General features: G+C 44.2%; 14 protein-coding genes. 5 read left to right on the top strand and 9 right to left on the bottom strand.

Annotated features, from left to right (window positions below):
- Together QUF61_RS07390 and QUF61_RS07385 are read right to left on the bottom strand one after the other, a co-directional pair.
- The coding region (locus QUF61_RS07390; RefSeq protein WP_289681201.1) for a tetratricopeptide repeat protein at positions 1-1,463 on the bottom strand (1,463 nt) is incomplete at its 3' end.
- A gap of 189 nt (positions 1,464-1,652) precedes the next feature.
- Positions 1,653-2,114 (bottom strand): DUF2919 family protein, encoded by a 462-nt coding sequence (locus tag QUF61_RS07385; RefSeq protein WP_103920346.1) that lies wholly within the window; start codon positions 2,112-2,114, stop codon positions 1,653-1,655.
- Between the two features lie 395 nt (positions 2,115-2,509).
- Between QUF61_RS07385 and gyrA the strand changes: the two genes are divergently transcribed.
- Positions 2,510-5,053 carry a DNA gyrase subunit A gene (gyrA, locus tag QUF61_RS07380; protein WP_289681200.1) on the top strand — a complete coding sequence of 848 codons (2,544 nt, stop codon included), beginning with the start codon at positions 2,510-2,512 and terminating at the stop codon, positions 5,051-5,053.
- Positions 5,054-5,076: 23 nt separating this feature from the next.
- A complete protein-coding gene (locus QUF61_RS07375; protein WP_289681199.1) occupies positions 5,077-5,655 on the top strand; it encodes a hypothetical protein in 579 nt (192 codons plus the stop codon).
- Positions 5,656-5,712: 57 nt separating this feature from the next.
- On the opposite strand, the gene QUF61_RS07370 is transcribed toward QUF61_RS07375, so the two are convergent.
- The 3 genes from QUF61_RS07370 to QUF61_RS07360 form a co-directional block, all read right to left on the bottom strand.
- Positions 5,713-6,051 (bottom strand): rhodanese-like domain-containing protein, encoded by a 339-nt coding sequence (locus tag QUF61_RS07370; RefSeq protein WP_289681198.1) that lies wholly within the window; start codon positions 6,049-6,051, stop codon positions 5,713-5,715.
- Between the two features lie 9 nt (positions 6,052-6,060).
- Positions 6,061-6,921, bottom strand: a complete 861-nt coding sequence (gene trxA / locus QUF61_RS07365) for a thioredoxin (RefSeq protein ID WP_289681197.1) — start codon at positions 6,919-6,921, stop codon at positions 6,061-6,063.
- Between the two features lie 84 nt (positions 6,922-7,005).
- On the bottom strand, positions 7,006-11,595 hold the full coding sequence (locus QUF61_RS07360) for an EAL domain-containing protein (RefSeq protein WP_289681196.1): 4,590 nt from the start codon (positions 11,593-11,595) through the stop codon (positions 7,006-7,008).
- A gap of 93 nt (positions 11,596-11,688) precedes the next feature.
- On the opposite strand from QUF61_RS07360, the gene hrpA reads away from it, so the two are divergent.
- Complete coding sequence (gene hrpA / locus QUF61_RS07355) at positions 11,689-15,654, top strand: ATP-dependent RNA helicase HrpA (protein WP_289681195.1); 3,966 nt, start codon at positions 11,689-11,691, stop codon at positions 15,652-15,654.
- Between the two features lie 16 nt (positions 15,655-15,670).
- Here hrpA and QUF61_RS07350 read toward each other — a convergent pair whose 3' ends face one another.
- The 4 genes from QUF61_RS07350 to QUF61_RS07335 form a co-directional block, all read right to left on the bottom strand.
- Positions 15,671-15,967, bottom strand: coding sequence for a helix-turn-helix domain-containing protein (locus QUF61_RS07350; RefSeq protein WP_289681194.1), 297 nt, complete (start codon positions 15,965-15,967; stop codon positions 15,671-15,673).
- On the bottom strand, positions 15,957-16,304 hold the full coding sequence (locus QUF61_RS07345) for a type II toxin-antitoxin system RelE/ParE family toxin (RefSeq protein WP_289681193.1): 348 nt from the start codon (positions 16,302-16,304) through the stop codon (positions 15,957-15,959). Before QUF61_RS07345 ends, QUF61_RS07350 begins: the two co-directional genes overlap by 11 nt.
- A gap of 226 nt (positions 16,305-16,530) precedes the next feature.
- Positions 16,531-17,211 carry a transposase gene (locus QUF61_RS07340; RefSeq protein ID WP_103918277.1) on the bottom strand — a complete coding sequence of 227 codons (681 nt, stop codon included), beginning with the start codon at positions 17,209-17,211 and terminating at the stop codon, positions 16,531-16,533.
- A gap of 340 nt (positions 17,212-17,551) precedes the next feature.
- Positions 17,552-18,232, bottom strand: a complete 681-nt coding sequence (locus tag QUF61_RS07335) for a transposase (RefSeq protein ID WP_289681192.1) — start codon at positions 18,230-18,232, stop codon at positions 17,552-17,554.
- A 262-nt stretch (positions 18,233-18,494) separates the two neighbouring features.
- Here QUF61_RS07335 and QUF61_RS07330 point away from each other — a divergent pair, with 262 nt between their 5' ends.
- Both QUF61_RS07330 and QUF61_RS07325 read left to right on the top strand, forming a co-directional pair.
- Positions 18,495-19,667 (top strand): hypothetical protein, encoded by a 1,173-nt coding sequence (locus QUF61_RS07330; RefSeq protein WP_289681191.1) that lies wholly within the window; start codon positions 18,495-18,497, stop codon positions 19,665-19,667.
- Entirely contained in the window at positions 19,667-20,572 is a 906-nt protein-coding gene (locus QUF61_RS07325; RefSeq protein ID WP_289681190.1) for a hypothetical protein, read from the top strand. Before QUF61_RS07330 ends, QUF61_RS07325 begins: the two co-directional genes overlap by 1 nt.
- The last annotated feature ends 359 nt before the right edge of the window (positions 20,573-20,931 follow it).

The following is a 20,931-nucleotide window of genomic DNA, read 5'->3' as shown; positions in this document are numbered from 1 at the left end:
TGCGCCGCTTGTTCATCCCGTTCCGTGCGAACTTGTTTGAGTTGCGCCGCTTGTTCATCCCGTTCCGTGCGAACTTGTTTGAGTTGCGCCGCTTGTTCATCCCGTTCCGTGCGAACTTGTTTGAGTTGCGCCGCTTGTTCATCCCGTTCCGTGCGAACTTGTTTGAGTTCTTCCTCAAGCGTATTATTTTTTAAGAACAGGGACTCTAACTCTTCTTGAGTCTGATGCAATTGTAATAATAACAACTCATTTTCATCAATCTCTTCAGATGCTACAATATCTTCAACCACTTTATTTACTTGAGGCTCAGGCTCTTTAATATCAAGCGCACCTGGCTGAATTTTTTCTGCTTTGTCTTTAAGCTTCTGAGCCAGGTCTGTGTGAAATTCTTGTTGTAATACCGGATAGAAAACTTGAAATGCCTGTATCACTTCTCCTTGTATGTCAGTACTTAAGTCCAGCGCCTTTTCATAGGTGTTATAGGCAACCTCATATTGCCGGTCTTTCAACAGATTGTCGGCAAGATGTTTAAGAGAATAGGCGACTTGTGGGCCAAGACTGGCATCGACCTCAAGTGCATGATTATAGGCCTTTTCAGCTTCCTGGTAAGCTTTTAATTCAGTAGCCGCATCGCCAAAACCAATGGAGGCAACAGCCATCTTGGGGTTTATATTGAGGGCTTGCAGGTAGGCATCAGTCGCCTGTTTCCATTGCTCATCGCTGAGCAGGGCTTCGCCAAGTTGACAATAGAGTTCAGCGGCATGAGGAGGATTTTTTTCCAGTAATTCCTGGTATATATGGATAGCTTCAGCAGTTTGACCTTCCTCTAAAAGTTTTTCTGCCCGTGCCTCATCTTCAGCATATTCATCTTCGACTTCTGCTATATGGTTTTCAGCATCGAGTATACCTGGCTGAACTTCCTCTACTCTATTTCTAATTTTTTGAGCTAAGTCGGTTTTATTTTCTTGTTTTAATAGGGTGTATAGTGCTTGAAAGGCTTGTATCACTACTTCTTGTATATCAGCATTTAAGCCCAGAGCATTTTCATACGCTTTATAAGCCATCTCATATTGCTTGTCAGCGGATAAACTGTCAGCAAAATGTTTGAGGGAATAGGCAATCTGTGGAGTAAGGCTGGCATCCGTTTCAAGTGCATGAATATAAGCTTTTTCAGCCTCTGGATAGACTTTTAATTTAACAGCCGCATCCCCAAACCCGATAGCGGCAACAGCCATTTTAGGGTTTTTATTGAGGGCCTGCTGGTAGGCCTCAGCAGCGGCTTGCCATTGCTCATCAGTGAACAGGGCTTTGCCGAGTTGATAATAAAGTTGATCGGCATGGGGCGGGTTCTGCGTCAGCAGTTCCTGGTATGCACGGATAGCCTCAGCAGTTTTACCTTCATCTAAAAGATTTTTGGCATGGGCTTTACGGGCTTGATGTTTTTTGAAAGTACGCTTACTCATAAAGAATATATTTTATCCAGTACCAATTGTGTATTTGTAAGATGAGATAGGGTATAAAGTTATTATTTTTTATTCAAGTTGTTTTTATTGTTTTTTCACCATGAAGCATATAAGACACAACAGTTTCACTGCTTCCTATGCAGGTATGATGGTGAAGGGGTAGCTCTTAGGTATGCTCCAATCCAGCACTTAATCAGGAAAACTATTAAAGAGATCAACGATATATCGGGACTTTAATAAAAAAAATACAATAACAAAATCAAGATAAATAAATATCAGCACCACTTCATTCAGTTTAAAAAATCCAATAAGGATGGAGATAAGTATAGTACTTATCTCAATTGCCACCGACACTAATAATAATATTTTTCCATGTTGCCATATCCAGCGAGCACGTTCTCCAGCTTTTGGTTTTCGTTTAGCCGTCATGACCAGTAATAGTAAAATAGCCGGGATACTGGATAACAGGTTATAAATTGTAATATTTTGACTAAAAAAAGTTTCCAGATGACCAATATCAACCCTGGGAATATAAGGCACCATCAGCAGTAATGGATATTTTGCCAGGTAAATTGTTATCAGTAACAGCAGCCAAGGGGTTTTTAAGACATTAAAGTCATTGTAGTCATCAATACCATAATTTTTTTTCATATTTTATCCAGGCAGTTTGTCAAGCTTAAGGTTATTATGCGTTATTATGCCAATAATAATTATCATAAGTAGGCAGCAACCGAGCTAAAATTATATCAGAAAGTGATGAAATCAGGCTTAAGGAAAATTACCTTGATAAAAACAGGGACTCTAGGCAATTGCGTCCTGTTGCGCTAGTGGCTGATTTTCAATCATCAATTACCCCGCCTGCCTGTGTTATAATCGGTCAGTTACATAGTCAAAGTTAGGATTGACGAAATGCCAGCAAAATATTTGATATTGACACGATATTGAACGGTATTTTGTGTAAAAAATAACAACAGCGGATGGATTTTATCTGCCCTGCTTGACTGCGCGCTTTTGCTTTCAACGCTATCTGAAGTGATTAAAAATTTATGACTGATTCTGCATTCGCCCATCAAATTTTACCTATCAACATCGAAGATGAAATGCGCCAGTCCTATCTCGATTATGCCATGAGCGTAATTGTGGGACGCGCCTTGCCGGATGTGCGCGATGGTTTGAAACCCGTGCATCGCCGGGTCTTGTTTGCGATGAGTGAATTGGGCAATGACTGGAACAAAGCCTATAAAAAATCTGCGCGTGTTGTGGGTGATGTGATTGGTAAATACCATCCGCATGGGGACAGCGCAGTTTACGATACCATTGTACGCATGGCGCAACCATTTTCCTTACGTTATATGCTGGTTGATGGTCAGGGTAACTTTGGTTCGGTTGATGGTGATGCCCCGGCGGCGATGCGTTATACCGAAATCCGCATGGCAAAAATTGCGCATGAATTGATGGCGGATTTGGAGAAGGATACGGTTGATTTTGCGCCTAACTATGATGAAACCGAACAAGAACCCACCGTATTTCCCACCCGCTTGCCGAATTTATTAATCAATGGCTCCAGCGGTATTGCCGTGGGCATGGCAACCAATATTCCACCGCATAATCTGCGCGAAGTGGTCAATGCCTGTATTGCCTTGATTGATGAACCGGCGTTGGACATCAGCGCTTTGATGCAGCATCTGCCAGGGCCAGATTTCCCCACCGCAGGCATTATCAACGGTGCTAAAGGTATACGCGAGGCTTATCATACCGGGCGTGGCAAGATTTATGTACGCGCCAAAGCCGAGATTGAAATCGATGATAAAACCAGCAAGCAAACCATTATTGTGCATGAGTTGCCTTATCAGGTGAATAAGGCGCGTCTGATTGAGAAAATTGCGGAACTGGTTAAAGACAAAAAAATTAACGGTATTTCCCAGTTGCGTGATGAGTCCGATAAGGATGGTATGCGTATCGTGATTGAAATACGTCGCGGCGAAGTTGGTGAGGTGGTGCTGAATAATCTGTATAAACACACGGTGATGCAGACGGTCTTCGGTATTAATATGGTCACCCTGATGGATGGTCAGCCGCGTTTGTTGAATCTGAAACAGATTCTGGAGGCATTTTTACGTCATCGCCGCGAAGTGGTAACGCGCCGCAGTTTATTTGAATTGCGTAAAACCCGCGCCCGCACCCATATTTTGGAAGGGCTGGCAGTAGCGCTGGCAAATATTGACGCCATTATCAGCTTGATTAAAAGCGCACCGGGACCGGCGGAAGCGCGCCAGGGCTTGTTGCGGGAAGCCTGGGATGCAGAACTGGTGACGCGCTTTTTAGAGCGCAGTGACGCGGAAAATGCCCGTCCTACGGATTTAGCGCCGGAGTTTGGCTTAAGTGAAGGCGTGTATCGACTTTCAGAAGTGCAGGCGCAGGCAATTTTAGATTTGCGTTTGCATCGCCTGACGGGTCTGGAAAAAGACAAGATTATTAAAGAATACCAGGAATTGCTGGACTATATCGCTGAATTATTGCTCATCTTAAATGAACCGCATCGTTTGATGGAAGTGATTCGCGAAGAACTGGTGGCGGTACGGGATTTATACCAGGATGAGCGCCGTACCCAGATTTTGGATGCGCGTCTGAATCTGAGCCTGGAAGATTTGATTACTGAAGAAGATATGGTGGTCACTTTATCCCGGGAAGGTTATGCAAAATCCCAGCCGCTGACGGAATATCAGGCACAAAAACGGGGTGGCAAAGGCAAGGCAGCGACCAAGATTAAAGAAGAGGATTTAATCGACCAGTTGCTGGTTGCCAATACCCACGATACGATTTTATGTTTCTCCAGTCGCGGTAAGGTGTATTGGCTGAAAGTGTATGATTTACCACAAGCAAGTCGCACCGCGCGTGGCAAACCCATTGTTAATCTGTTGCCGCTGGCAGAGAACGAAAGAATTAACAGCATTCTGCCAGTGCGTGAATATTCTGAAGATAAATATATTTTCATGGCAACTGCGAACGGTACGGTGAAAAAAACCGCATTGACCAATTTCTCGCGCCCCATGAGTACCGGTATTATCGCAGTGGGTCTGCGTGATGATGATCAGTTGATTAATGTTGCTATCACCGATGGTAGTCAGGATGTGTTGTTATTCAGCTCCAACGGTAAGGCCATGCGTTTTTCAGAAACCGGGGTGCGTCCCACCGGTCGTACTGCGCAAGGTGTGCGCGGTATTCGTTTGCAAGCCAATGAACGGGTTATTTCGCTGATCATTGTCAATGAAGGCGGCAGTATTCTGACGGCAACGGCTAATGGTTTTGGCAAGCGCAGCCCGGTCAGTGCTTACCCCTGTAAAGTCAACCGTGGTGGCTCCGGGGTGATAGCGATTAAAACCAATGAGCGTAACGGCAAGGTCATCGGCGCGATTCAGGTCAGTGAGGAAGATGATGCGATGTTGATTAGTAATCGCGGCACTTTAGTGCGCACGCCAGTGAAAGGCATTTCCATCATGAGTCGCAATACCCAGGGCGTGACTTTGATTAATCTTACCGGTGGTGAGCAACTGGTTAACCTGGCGCGTATTTTAGAGTTGCAGGATTAAGCATCTATACAAGGAAAAGCATCATGTTTGAGAAGGAACCCCGCACTTTTTCACCGGAATATAAAAGTTTATCGCCAGAACAAAAGGCGATGGTGAAACTTGAAATTACCCTGACGAAGTTTTTCAAAGACTTTAATCGCAGTGTGAGTCGCTGGGAACGTATGATATATCCCATGATGGTTATTTTAGGATTATTGGCTTTTTCTGGCTTTTATCTGATTTATAACATCACCCAGGACATGCATATCATGTCACAGAACATGGATCCACAAATGGAAAAACACCTGTCAGCAATTGTGGAACATATGGCGCAATTATCAAAAAATATTGATCATATGACCGTACAGGTCGAATCCATGGCAACTAAAATCAATAGTATGGATAACCATATTGCACACATGGATAATAATATTCTAGGTATTCATAGTTCAATTGAACATGTCAAAACCCAGATTGATCGCATGACTAACAGTATTAATACCATGAGCCAGTCTATGGAAATGATGACAGTCAATACCGGGGTCATGAGCCAGGATATGGGCGTCATGAACCGCAACATCAGCCGTCCGGCACATTTTATGAATAATTTTGCACCGTGGTAATATTAGCTTAATACAAGAAAAGTAGAGACGTAGCACTGCTACCTCTCTACGCTATGTTTACGAAACCAGATGTGCGCCCGATTCAATCGGTAATTGGTTTCTTGCCCAGTTCATAATGCCGCCGCGTAGATTGTAGACATTATCAAATCCTTGCTGCGCTAAAAACATACACGCTTGTGCTGAGCGCGCGCCGGTACGGCAGTAGAAAACCACTTTTTGGTTCTTTTGTACTTCATGGGTGCGCATGGGTAAGGTGGTCAGCGGCATGGCTTCGGTGCCGGGAATAATACCCGCAGCAATTTCACCGGGTGTGCGCACATCAATGAGTTGTATTTCAGTATCAGTCTGTGCCATCCATTCGGATAACTCTGATGCTTCGATTTCTTTTACAAACATGTATTTATCCTAATAAAGCAATGAAGACATTTTACTTCGATAACGGGATACTAAAGGATCATCCCCTAATAATTCAAATATTGCCAGCAAACCCTTACGTCCGGCATCTTCCTGAAAACTACGATCTTGGCACATAATCTGTAATAAATCATCCATTGCGCCTGCATAACTGGCTTGTAATACGCGATAAGCACTACGTTGATATAAAGCCGCCAAATCATCAGTATTCCGGGTAATCCGGGCTTCCAGTTCATCCAGTGTGGGCGCAGCTTCCACAATACGCATAAAACTTAAACGCGATAAAATTCTGGAAAATTCATCTTGCGCCTGAATATTGGCAGGTAATTTTCTGATTAATTGCTCTGCTTCTCCATATTGACCCTCATCAATCAATAATTTTGCCAAGTCTTGTTGAATGGGGTAATAATCCGGCTCGGCTTCCTGAGCTGCGCGCAGTTGCGCTATTGCCCCAGTACAGTCGCCATTTTCTGCTTGTAACATCGCTTGCTGGCGTATGCTGTCAACCGGGCGTTCAATATAAGGACTGAGAAAATCACGCAATGCAGGTTCTGATTGCGCACCCATCATTTCATTAACCACTTCGCCATGACGAAATAATTTCAGGGTTGGCAGGCTGCGTACCCCGTATTCCATAGCCAGTTTTTGTTGCTCGTCAGAATTTAGTTTTGCCAGAATAAATTTACCGCCAAATTCTTCAGCCAGTTGCTGCAACACCGGCATCAACATTTGGCAAGGTGCACACCACGCTGCCCAGAAATCAACTAATACCGGTACTTCATGGGATTTTTCCAGCACCTCAAGGGCAAAGTTTTCAGTGCTTACGGTGACAATATAAGGGGAGTCGCTCATGATGAATAAAACCTGGGAAAATATTAAAGTCGAGAGATAAGGTTGTTTTTATTAATTTCAAGAATCTTGCTGCTTAAGGCGAGTTCAGTTTTTTATACAAATGCAGGGTTTTAGCATAAATTGCTTGCTTATCGCATCACCTGTAACTGGTTTACTGAAATAATAACCCTGTGCAAAGTGACAGCCATAGGAACGCAATAAGTCAACCTGCTCACGTTGTTCTACGCCTTCGGCAATGACTTTTATGTTTAATGCGTGTCCCAGACTGATGATGGCTTTGATAATCTGCAAATCATGATTGTCAGTTAACATATCACGAATAAACTTATGATCAATTTTTAATCGTTGAACCTGGATGCTGCGTAAATAGGCCAGCGAGGAATAACCCGTACCAAAATCATCAATACTGAATTGTAGACCTTGCTGCACCAACTGTGCAATCAGTTCCCGTGCGGCATCATCCAACTGAAATAACACAGATTCAGTTAACTCTAATTCAATCCGCGCAAAGGGAATCTGGTGATAACGAATCACTTGCACAATATCATTAATCGCTTGCGGCGTGCGTAATTGTGCGGCAGAGATATTAATCGAGATACGTCCGAAGTCAAAACCCTGCTGCAACCATAAACCAGCTTGTTGACAGACTTTCTCCAGTACAAAGTTGCCAATCTGCTCAATAACGGCACGTTTTTCTGCAATCGGAATAAATTTATCTGGTGAAATATTACCATGCTGGGGATGATTCCAGCGTACCAGTGCTTCAACGCCTTTAATATGATGTATGTCTTGCATATCAACCTGTGGCTGATAAAGAACATAAAGTTCCCCTGCGTTAATGGCGTGTGATAAACGATTGACCAGCTCCACTTCAAAGTGCAGTTGTTGGGTCATCATGTCTTCATAAAACATATAACACCCGCGCCCGGCTTCTTTGGCGCGATACAGAGCAACATCGGCGTTAGATAACATGGTATCAGGCGGTGGGGCAGGCTCTGGAATCATTTGTATGCCCATGGTAATACCAATGGAAACTTCCGTACCATGAATCGTAAAGGGTTTACGAATGGTCTGGATAATCCGTTCGGCAAGTAATGAAACCTCGACCACATCATGTACATGGGTTTGAATTAAGGCAAATTCATCCCCCCCCATGCGTGCTAAGGTGTCTTCATTACGTACCATTGCTGATAAACGTTCAGTGACCTGCTCCAGTAATACATCACCGGCAGGATGGCCCAGACTGTCGTTGACATCTTTAAAGTGATCCAAATCCATCAGAAAAACGGCAAACGTGACATGATGGCGTTGCAAATATGCCAGCGCTGTTTTTAAGCGATCTTTAAATAAGGCCCGATTGGGCAGCCCCGTTAAGCTATCGTGATAAGCGATATGGGCAATACGCTGCTCCACCTTACGCCGTTCACTGATGTCGTGAAAAGTGACAACTGCACCCACCACCTGATCATTACGACGGATAGGGGTACTCCAATATTCCACCGGGAAATGGCTGCCGTCTTTACGCCATAATACCTCATCGGTAACATGGTAATCACGTTCTTGCAAAGCGGCTGCCTGCATACGGCATTCACTGATTGGAATAGGTGTATCGTCTTCACGGGCTAAATGGATTAAGTCATGGGAATTGCAATGGCTTAATTCTTCGACTTTATAACCCAGCATGGTTGCCGCAGCAGGATTGATAAAGGTGGTATTGCCTTTAACATCCAGACCAATAATACCTTCTGTTCCCGATTCCAGCAGCAAACGCTCACGTTCTTCCAATTCGCGTAAACTCTTCTGTGCTTGCAGGGTATCAAGCACAATTGCCGTCAACTCAGCCGCCGAACGAATCAAATCAATTTCATCATTGCTGGGTACATGCGGTTTTGTGTAATACATGGCGAAGGTACCCAGTGCATAATCATGGTGACTTATGATAGCTTGTGAGCAGCAGGATCGCAGTTCTGTTTGCTGCATTAATTCGCGAAAATCAGACCAGCAAGGATCGGATAACATATCCTCACTGATTACCAATTCCTTGCGCGCAATGGCTGTGCCACAAGAACCTACACCTTCCCCTGTTTTTATTCCTTCAATCTGCTGGCTGTAAAATGCGGGTAAACGCGGTGCAGCTACGATATGCAAGGTATTATGCCGCCGATCTAAACGTAAAATAGAACATAAGGCATCAGGATCAATGGTTTCCACATAGGCCACAATTGCCGCCAGAATATCCTGCTCATCACGTTCTTTTGCTAATAATTCTAAAACATGGTTGCGTCCTTTTAATGCGGTTGTCGCAACCCAGGCTTTAGTAATATCCTCAGCAATACCTTGTACTTCAACCACCTGTTCATGCTCATTAAATACCGGTGCTTCAGAAACCCGCAGACGCCGCCGCTCACCTTTTTTGGTTTTGATTTCTATTTCATAAGGTGGCTGTTTGTGGCCTTTAATGGCTTGTTGCGTATATTGGATGGTTTTTTGATTAATCGGATTATCGGTTAAGGTGTTCTGATAATTCTGTAAATATTCTTCCTGGCTAAAGCCGATAATGGCTTTAACCGCTGGGCTGACATAAGTAAATATACCCTGGGTATCATGACGATACAACATGTATTCACTGGTGACGGACTCAACCAGACTGTGATAATTTTCCTCACTAATGCGTAATCGCTGCTCTGTCATATGACGTTCAGTCACATCATGGACAATGGTGTGCAGCAAATGTCGGTTATCAAGATCGACCGGACTGGAATACAATTCAATATGGCGTTTTTCACCTGAAGCCAAGCGATGGGTAAAATAGAAATAATTGCGCTGCTCTGTCTCTGCCTGCTGCATTTCCTGCTTGATTTCTTCAGGACTCAGCATATTGAGCTGCGTGATTTTCATACTTTTTAACTGGCTGCGGGAATAACCATAAAAATGACTGGCACCCGCGCTGACATCAACAATTTCTCCCGTTTGCGGATCAATTAACAAATGAATGGCTTTATTTTCAACAAATAAATAATGATAACGCGCGGCACTTTCTTTGGTTGCCCGTTCCGCTTTTTTGTGCTCAGTCACATCAAATAAAATACCCAGAATACCCTTAACCTGCCCCTGTTCATTGCGTACCGGCGTTTTAATAACATGCGTGGTTCGCGCTTCACTATTCTCTCGTTCATATTCAATGGTATTCTCTTGCTGCATTGCTTGTTGATCTTCTGCCTGATAGCGGGTAGCAGATGTTGCATCATAAAAATCAGTATCTGATTGACCTTCAAAGACTTGTGGTGTTTTGTTCAGGTGTTGTGCAAAAGCCGGGTTGACGGCAAGATAAATCAGCGCCTGACTTTTATAATAAATACGCATGGGGATATTTTGCAGCAAAATACGCAGATTCTGCTCACTGTCATGCAATTGCACGGTACGTTGTCGAACGGTTGCTTCCAGAGAATCATAGGCGCGTGACAAAGCTGCTTCCGCACGTTTACGCGCAAAAATATGTTGGGATTGTGAGAAAATGATTAATGCTAACAATAAAATAAAAAAAATGATTAACCATACCCATTGTTTATATTCTTGATAAAAAGAATACGGCTGGTTAATCACAATACTGAGTCTGGGTAGGCTGCTTTCCTCAATCTGCCAGCGTTGTAATTGCTTATAATCAAATAAATAACGATTACTCTCAGTGGTTTGCACGGCAATTGTTTCCGCCGCTTCGCCCTTCAGAATACGCGCCACAATTGCTGCTGCGCTCTGCCCTTGATAATAACCACTGATTAAATTACCGCCAACAAGACCATGCCCCAGATGCAAATCAAATAGACCATAAATAGGGGCTGTACTGGCATTTGATAATAATTGCGTGGTTTTATCCCCCTTAAAAAATCTATCATCAGCATCACGAAAATATACACCCAGCAATACCAAAGTATCTGCGGGCAGTTTTTCCAGATGTTGTAACAATTTTTGCATCGGCCAGTTTTGTGCGTATTCAATCTCCAAACTATTTTCAAAGCGTGTTAAATCACGCTGCATCACTGCTGTCGAGGCTTTTCCCGTTGGCAAATAGTCATTAATGATAAACAGATGACGGGTATTGGGGTGTAATCTAAGTGCAGCTTCCAGCGTTTTTACCACATCAAAAACTTCGCTGACACCAGTAAAATTATGTAAGCCCTGGAGTTGTCTGGGATGAAAATCATTAACGCCGCAAAACACAACAGGCACACCGGGAAATAATTGTTCACGATATTTACGCATGAAATCGTAAGCATTATTATCCGTGGCAATAATCACATCAAAAGCATGTTTAACTTTATTCTCAACATAAAGAAAATGATATAACTCAAATAACAGGCGTTCATAAGCAGGCGTATAAGGCACCCGCTTAGTGTCCATGTAATCAACATGCAAATCAAATTCACCCGACTGGGCTGAAAATACATCTTTTAACGCACGATAAATATCTTCTTCCCAGGACATGCTTTGGTGGTAGGAATTTAATACCAGAATATGTTGCTTATCACTTGCCAGCGCCATTGTTGTGAATAATGAACACAACAACAGGATGAAAATCTGGAAAAAATAAATCAGTTTTTGTTGATAAATCATTATTTTTTTAGTAACGCTGCTCTTGTGAGTAGGTGGTTTTGCTGGCATTTGAATAAGGTTCAAACGCTTATCCTGGCAATGGTGGAATATTATTCTAACTGTTTTATTGGAAGGCGGGAATTGTTGGTAATACCTTTTTTAAGCTAAAATACAAATATGACAAATGCCTTACGCCCCTTATTTAACCAAATTCCGCATTGCTTATACCGCGATCAATTCCACTTAAAACGCCGCTTGCAGCAACTGGCCAAGCGCCAGAATGCCAAGCAAGAGGCTGATAAAGAATTGGAGAAACTGCGTCAAGCTATCATAGAATCTGCTGCCAAGCGCTTATGGCGGCAAAATAACTTGCCAACACCGGAATTCCCTGAAGATTTACCGGTCAGCGAACACCGCGACGACATTATTAAAGCCTTGTTGGAAAATCAGGTTATTATTGTCGCCGGGGAAACCGGCTCAGGTAAAACCACACAATTACCCAAAATCTGCCTGCAAGCAGGGCGTGGCGTGAGTGGTTTAATCGGCTGTACTCAGCCGCGCCGCATTGCCGCGCGTTCTATCGCCAATCGTATCGCCAGTGAATTAAAAAGTGATGTTGGGCACACGGTAGGGTATCAGGTACGTTTTCACGACAAAATCAGTGAAAACAGCTACATCAAATTAATGACCGATGGCATCTTGCTGGCAGAAATCCAGCGGGATCGTTTTCTCAATGCCTACGACACCCTGATTATTGACGAAGCCCACGAGCGCAGCCTGAATATTGATTTTCTGCTGGGTTATCTCAAACAATTATTACCCCGTCGCCCGCAACTCAAGCTGATCGTAACCTCTGCCACGATTGATACAACACGTTTTTCCAAACATTTTAACGATGCACCAGTGATAGAAGTGGCTGGGCGCAGTTATCCGGTGGAAGTGCGTTATCGACCACCGCATACGCAGGTGGAAGAAGGCGACAAAAGCAGCAATAAAACTCAGCGCAAAGCAGAAATTGATCGCTTGCAGGCCATACTGGATGCCACCGATGAAGTTGCCCGCTCGCCGTTTAATGGCGACATGCTGATATTTCTCAGTGGCGAGCGCGACATTCGCGAAACTGCCGAAGCCTTGCGCAAGCATCATCCACCCAATACAGAAATTCTGCCACTGTATGCGCGTCTATCCAGCAGTGAACAGGATCGGGTGTTTAAACCCGGCAAACAACGCCGCATCGTGCTGGCAACCAATGTTGCGGAAACCTCACTCACCGTGCCGCGCATACACGCGGTTATCGACCCCGGCCTTGCTCGTATCAGCCGCTACAGTGTACGCAGCAAAGTCCAGCGTTTGCAAATAGAACCAGTATCCCAGGCCAGCGCCAACCAGCGTAAAGGCCGCTGTGGACGCATTGCCGCAGGGCTGTGTATCCGTTTATACACGGAAGAAGATTTTGAGCAAAGAGAAGCCTTTACCCCGCCGGAATTACTGCGCACCTCACTGGCGGCGGTGATTTTGAAAATGCTGGAATTAAGGCTGGGTGAAGTTGAGGACTTTCCTTTTCTGGAAGCCCCGGAAGGCCGCGCCATTAACGATGGCTTCCGGCAACTGGAAGAACTCGGCGCAGTCAACAAACAACGCCAGCTCACCCACATCGGTAAACAACTGGCGCGCCTGCCCATAGACCCGCGCCTGGGGCGTATGCTGATTGCCGCCAAAGACACTTTATGTCTGCCTGAAATGTTGATTATCACCTCGGCTTTAAGCGTGCAAGACCCCCGCGAGCGTCCGCTGGAAGCGCAACAGGCGGCTGATGAAGCGCAAGCCCAGTTTGCTGATGAAAAATCCGACTTTTTAAGTTATCTGAAACTCTGGGATTTTTATCAGTCACAATCGCGCCACTTGTCCCAAAACAAGCTCAGAAAACTCTGCCGCAAACACTTTTTATCCTGGCTGCGAATGCGGGAATGGATAGATATTTATCGCCAACTGCACACCCTGCTGGCGGATATGGGCTGGTTACAAAAACACGATAAGGCATCAGCAAAGGCATCCGCAGAGGAAGAACGTGAAATTCCTTACCAGCCGCTACATCAAGCTTTACTCAGCGGCCTGCTCAGCCATATTGGATTTCAGCATGAGCAAGAGCAATTTCTCGGTGCGCGCGGCATTAAGCTGGCAATATTTCCCGGTTCCGGTTTGTTTAAGAAAAAACCCAAATGGATGGTGGCGGCGGAACTGGTGGAAACCAGTAAGCTCTACGGTCGCTGCGTGGCAAAAATAGAGCCGGAATGGATCGAACAAGTGGCCGGGGCGCTATGCCGCCATAATTATTTTGAGCCACACTGGGAAAAGCGCCGCGCCCAGGTTGCCGCATTTGAGCGTGTCACGCTGTACGGCCTGACCCTGGTAGCCAAACGCAAAGTCAGTTATGGCAAAATTGATCCCCAAACCTCGCGGGAAATTTTTATCCGTGAAGCCTTGGTTAATCAGCATTTTCATACCCGTCAGGTTTTTTTCAAACACAATCAACAACTGATTGCGGATATCGAAAACCTGGAACACAAAGCCCGCCGTCAGGATATTTTGGTGGATGAGCAGCGTTTATATGAATTTTACGATAAACACATTCCCGAGCATATTTACAGCGGCCCTGCGTTTGAAAAATGGTATAAAAAAAATGTAACCCAGAAAAAACACCTGCTGCACTTGGAAAAAGCTGACTTGATGCAACGCAGCGGCAGCGAAATTACCGATGATCAATTTCCAGCAGAAATGACCCTGCAAGGCAGCACCCTCAAACTGTCTTATCATTTTGAACCCGGTCATGCCCAGGATGGCGTCACTGTTGAAATTCCGGTATCCCTGCTCGCACAACTGCGCCCGGAGCCGTTTGACTGGTTGGTGCAAGGACTGCGCAAGGAAAAAATTATCGCTTTGATGCGCGGCCTGCCCAAACAATGGCGTAAAAACTTCGTGCCGATTCCCGATTTTGCCCAAGCCGCTTTTGAAGCCCTGGAACCCGGCGCTCAATCCATTACCCGAACCCTGGGCAGCTATTTGCAGCGCATCAGCGGTGCCGCCCTGCCCGATGATCTCTGGCAGCCAGAAAATCTGCCCGAACACCTGAAAATGAACTATACGGTGCTTGATGGTGAGGGCAAAAAACTCGGCACCGGGCGAGACTTAAAACAACTACAACAACAATGGAAAACCCTCAGCCACCAGAAATTTACTGAACTCCCCAAACAGCAATGGGAGCGCGAGCAAATTCGTGATTGGGACTTTGGAGAACTGCCGGAATCAGTGGAACTACAAAGCAAAGGCGTACCGCTGCAAGGCTGGCCTGCGCTCACCCTGGATAAGGATAAAAAACAAGGCGATAATTTATGCCTGCGCCTGTTTGATGACCCGGAAACCGCAGAAACACAGCATCGCCGGGGTCTGCGCTACTTATTCCTGCAAAAACTGGCAGCCAACCCCAATAAACTACGCAAACAAATTCATCTGGCAAAAAACACCTGTTTGCAATACAGCAGTATCGGCATCTGCGAGCAGCTTAAAGATGATATTTTATACAGCGTACTGGATCACATCACCCTGCAACAGCCTTTGCCGCGCAAACGCAGTGAATTTCTGGAGCGTCTGCAAACCGCCAAAGACACGTTATACCGTGAAATGGCGGAAACCAGCAAACAGGTCAGCCTGATTCTGGAAACCTGGCACCAGGTATTTCAAACTTTACACAAAACTGACCAGTTATTCAGCCTGCCGGTATTAAGCGACATACGCCAGCACTTAAATCATCTGGTATATCCGGGGTTTATCCAGAACACCCCAGCCACCCAACTACGCCACCTGCCGCGTTATCTCAAGGCCGTGCAAAAACGCCTGGAACGCCTGAGCCAGTCACCTACCCGTGATGCCAGCAAAGAAGCGGAACTCGCACCACTGTGGCAGCGTTATTGGCAATGTTGGGAACAACAACAAACACAACTCAGCCCTGAATTAAAAAAATTCCGCTGGGAATTGGAGGAGTTACGGGTATCGCTGTTTGCCCAGGAACTGCGCACTGTGCATCCGGTGTCAGTGGCAAGACTGGAAAAGCGTTGGAAACAGATTAATGCGACTTTGTCGCATTAACGCTGATTTAAAATTTTTAAGACACGCTCATATTGACGTGATGCCCGGTTAATTCAACCATATCAACCAGGGCATCAATGGTGAATTTAGCAACCTTACCGCGCATGACATCAGATACGCGGGGGCGTGAAACCTTTAACACTTTTGCAGCTTCTTCCTGTTTTAATTCGTTCTCCTTAATCCAGCGGCTTAATTCAATCATTAGTTCAGATTTGATTTTAAGCTTTTGCGCTTCTACCGGCTCAAACCCCAGATCGGCAAAAACATTACCACCTGTGGGCGTGATATGCCATGTGTCAGTATCAGTGTCCATGTTGTCGTCTCCAGTTGAGTACACGCTGGTAGCGTGCGCTCGCAATGTCTTTATCGTGTTTAGTGGTGGTTTGTGATGTTTTCTGAAATGCGTGCAGCACGTAAACAGCTTCCTCAAACTTTGCTACGTACATCACCCGGTAAATGCCGTTATCTTCGCTAATGCGTATTTCTCTGACTCCCGCGCCAATCTGATTAAAAGGTTTCCAGTTGTCGGGATCTTCACCGTATTGGATGCGATGCAGTTGAAATCCTGTTTCCCGTTTGGCCTTGTCAGGAAATTTCAGCAAATCTTTTAAGGCCGAGTCAACCCAGGTAATTGGCTTTTCGTTATTCATATCATTCATTATAGTTGGGAATGTATAAAATTTTCTACATTTATTAAATGATAACTCACCGTTCGCCCATTTTAACAGGCAGTTCCAATAATTGGTTTAGGTTTAAGATTAAAAGGGGACGCTACCCTTTTATTGCTTTTTTAGGCCTACCAATGATTAAAAGGGGACGCTACCCTTTTATTGCTTTTTTAGGCCTACCAATGGGTCGAAGGATTAAAAGGGGACGCTACCCTTTTATTGCTTTTTTAGGCCTACCAATGGGTCGAAAACTTAATATGCGTCCAGAAATCCGTTCCAATTGCTCAATAAATGGATTCGAACCACAAGGCAAGTTTTTTTGAATATTGCGTCGCATGATATTCAATTGTGTATCGTTATCATCCTCGCCTAACCAGGCTGAGTAATCTGAAATATCTTCAAAAACTTTGCAGTGAATGGAATCTGTTGTTAATAAAGCATCATCTCTTAAACCGCAATGCGCAGCAGCACTTGACCAGAGATAATCTTCTGCCCGTTCAACCATGCCCGCCCTGACCGGATTGCGTTCTACATAACGCACACAAAACCACAAATAAGCTTCATCAAGAGGGCTGGAGAAAAAGCGACCTTGCCATAAATGACCAGACCATCCATATTGGCGATTGATATATTGAGCATAACGCATATGTATGGGTTTGAAGACGCGCTGCAACCCGGATTCCGTCTTGGGAACAGCAACCAAGTGAACATGATTTGTCATCAGACAATATGCTAATATCTCAACCTCGTGTTTCTGGCAATATTCCTGTAACCATTCCAGATAAACATCACGGTCTTCATCAGTGAAAAATACATTTCCACGACGATTACCGCGCTGGATAATATGGTGCGGAAGTTCTGCAAAAACTGTACGAGCGATTCTGGGCATGAGTTAAGTTTACAATAATTCTTAATAAAAGGGTAGCGTCCCCTTTTATGTTCTAATTTTTCACTTAATTTAGGTACCGCCCCTAATCTTCCATGTTTATACTTGGCGTAGGTGTCCCGTACCCCACCAATACCTTCAAAATCTGCGGCACACTGAATACTACTTGCCCCATGTCGATTTTTTTCAGCCAAGAAAATAGAACGCTTACTACTTAAGGATTTCATAAGTTCGATTTGATGGCTGGTAAAGACAAATTGAGGATAGCGTTTACTTTTATTAAGCCCTTTTTTCTGAATAATACGAATCAATAGCTCGACAATATCTGGATTAAAAGGGGACGCTACCCTTTTATTGCTTTTTTAGGCCTACCAATGGGTCGAAAACTTAATATGCGTCCAGAAATCCGTTCCAATTGCTCAATAAATGGATTCGAACCACAAGGCAAGTTTTTTTGAATATTGCGTCGCATGATATTCAATTGTGTATCGTTATCATCCTCGCCTAACCAGGCTGAGTAATCTGAAATATCTTCAAAAACTTTGCAGTGAATGGAATCTGTTGTTAATAAAGCATCATCTCTTAAACCGCAATGCGCAGCAGCACTTGACCAGAGATAATCTTCTGCCCGTTCAACCATGCCCGCCCTGACCGGATTGCGTTCTACATAACGCACACAAAACCACAAATAAGCTTCATCAAGAGGGCTGGAGAAAAAGCGACCTTGCCATAAATGACCAGACCATCCATATTGGCGATTGATATATTGAGCATAACGCATATGTATGGGTTTGAAGACGCGCTGCAACCCGGATTCCGTCTTGGGAGCAGCAACCAAGTGAACATGATTTGTCATCAGACAATATGCTAATATCTCAACCTCATGTTTCTGGCAATATTCCTGTAACCATTCCAGATAAACATCACGGTCTTCATCAGTGAAAAATACATTTCCACGACGATTACCGCGCTGGATAATATGGTGCGGAAGTTCTGCAAAAACTGTACGAGCGATTCTGGGCATGAGTTAAGTTTACAATAATTCTTAATAAAAGGGTAGCGTCCCCTTTTATACCTATATGTGGGGTGTAGGTGAACGGTTACGATTTTTTTATTATTTGAGGCGTTGTTGGGTATATTTAACGAAAATAAGGGAGAAATCTGAGCAAATCCAGCTTTTTCGCAGTAGGTCTTGTGTTCTCGGACAGCCTCCTAGATGTTGAGAACACTGAGTGTATCTGATTTGTTGTGATTTCTGCCGCATTATACAAAAGGGGAAACAGGACATGGCACAATTAGTCTTATTAGAGTTTGACGTATGGCGAGCAATCGTCAATGAATCCAAATTAAAGTCTTTGAAGGCCACAAAAACCCGGCCCGTCTGGATTACCGTTGCCTGTGAAATTGATAATACAATTTTTGCAAAAATTAACAAAGACCCCCTGTTGCAGCAAAAACTCACAAATCCCGCTACCACCGCCTACAATAAAATGCTGCAAAGTCTGATTAAAAAAGCTAAAGAATTGGACGTGCTGTGTTTGACCAAAGATGATGTTACTTCCAAAGAAAAAGGCCAGGGCATTCAACAATTTAAAAAAGATATTCAGGAGGCGATGAAAAAACTGCAAAAAGCAGCCATTACTGGCATGAATAAAGCTTGGGATAATTATGTTAAAACCAAAGCCGAATATAAAAAGTATAAAATAAAAGCCGCCGTTGCCATTGGTTTGGAACTTGGCAGCATTACGGTTGGCGTGGTTGGCTCTATTGGCTCGGCAGGGTTTGGTTTAATTGTGGGCATTTATGGTATTGTCAAGGCTGTTGCGGCATTAGCCACCCAGGTTTACAAGCTGGCAATTGATGCCGATAAGGCACGAAAAAAAGTGACTAAAGAGCTGGAGAAACTGAAAAAATCCTATAATAAAAATAAAAAGGGTAAAACGACATCACAGCTCAAACAAGCCGCCAAAGGTTTTTTAAACTTTCTTTTTGGTACTAACGTAACAACAACAATCAGTACTGCAAAAAGCAATAACGATTTATATTTTAATAAATTACAGGGGGTTGATGTTAATTCCCATAAAGTCTCTAAATCCTTGCAACAGTGTATTACTGATATTGGTAAGTTATCCCAGGAAATTAAAAGCGTAAAAAGCACCCGATTACGCAAAGCCTTAACCCAACTGGAACTGATGGTTGACCGAAAAATCAAACAGACTATAGAAATGCAAGGTAAGGTGCAGGAAGGTCTGGTCTGGCAGAAAAATACAGCGGATATTTTGAATTTTCTGCACAAGGAGCAATCTTCCAAATGGGTGGATTGTTTTGAGAAAGGGCTGGTGTTAATTGATTTGTCTTTGACCGCATCTGCCACCAACTGGAAAGATATGGCGGGTGTATTAAGCACCACAGCAACCGTACTCAAGGAAGTGGATAGCCGTTTACTGGAAAAAATCTAATGCATCAATCTTTTTTACTTTATCGTCAGATGCTGCATCTTAAAATTGCGCTGCTGTTGTCGGCTTTGGTGTTGCTGTTGTATCTGGTGGAAGACACCGGGCTGGGTGTACCGCATAATGGTGGTACGCAACTGGGTTACGCAACGGGTATTCTTGGCAGCTTATTAATTTTATGGCTGATGTGGCTGGGGGTGCGTAAACGTTGCTATTGCTCTTACATTGGCAGTGTACAAAGCTGGGTCTCTGCGCATATCTATCTGGGACTGGCGACGGTGATGATAGTCACTTTGCACACCGGCTTCCAGTTTGGCGTGAATGTCCATACCCTGGCTTATGTGTTAATGATGCTGGTGGTATTCAGTGGTTTATATGGGGTCAGTGCATATTTGCGTCTACCGCAAAAAATGGCGGATAATCAGGGGGGCATGACACAGGATTTGATATTGCATGAAATCATTGACCTGGAACAGGAAGTGCTGGAATTGGGTGAAGGCTTGAATGAGCAGATTCACACGGCTTTGTTACATTCCATTGAGCGTACCGTTTTAGGTGGCAATGTCTGGCAGCAGTTAACCGCTGCTAACCCCCGTTTGCAACGTAAAATTTCCAAACAACAGCGCCAGGCCTTGAAAAAGTCATGTAGCGGTAGTGGCGATGAAAGCCATGATTACGCCATGTTTGTGATTGCCGAGCATTTATTGCATACTGAAAACAAAGAACAAGCTGGACAAATGCGGCGTTTACTGGAGTTGCTGGAGCGCAAAAATGCATTGGTGGGGCGTCTGCGCCGCAGTGTGCGTTATCAGGCCTGGATGGATATCTGGCGTTATGTGCATGTACCCTTATCTTTTGCTATGCTGGCAGCGTTGATTATTCATATTGTTACGGTGTTTTTATATTGGTAATAGTTGCTGCTTCGCTTACGTTACGCAGCAGCTATAATAATTAAAATTAATGTTAGCAAGATGCAGATGAAAACTAGTACAGCGAACACTAAGTTCACATAATAACTTTGAGCGTAGGACTGGCAGTCCTTTAAGGACTGCCAGTCCTGAAGTTATTATTTGTTTTTACCAGTTACTGTACTGGTATACAGCAAAAGCAGTTTTTTCGTGTTTCCAAAGTTGCAAAACCTGCGAAAAAGAAGCTTTTGCGTAACACCCATTTAATGCCTGGAAAGTTACTTAGGAGCGAGAATTTTATAACTTCAGCAACCTGGCTGGTCTTTTTCTCCATTTTCTGCGTTGTGAAAACAGTTACATAG

Source organism: Candidatus Venteria ishoeyi, assembly GCF_030378065.1.
Lineage (GTDB): Bacteria > Pseudomonadota > Gammaproteobacteria > Beggiatoales > Beggiatoaceae > Venteria > Venteria ishoeyi.
The sequence above is the reverse complement of the archived record's forward strand: the minus strand, read 5'-3'. Positions and strand labels throughout refer to the sequence as shown.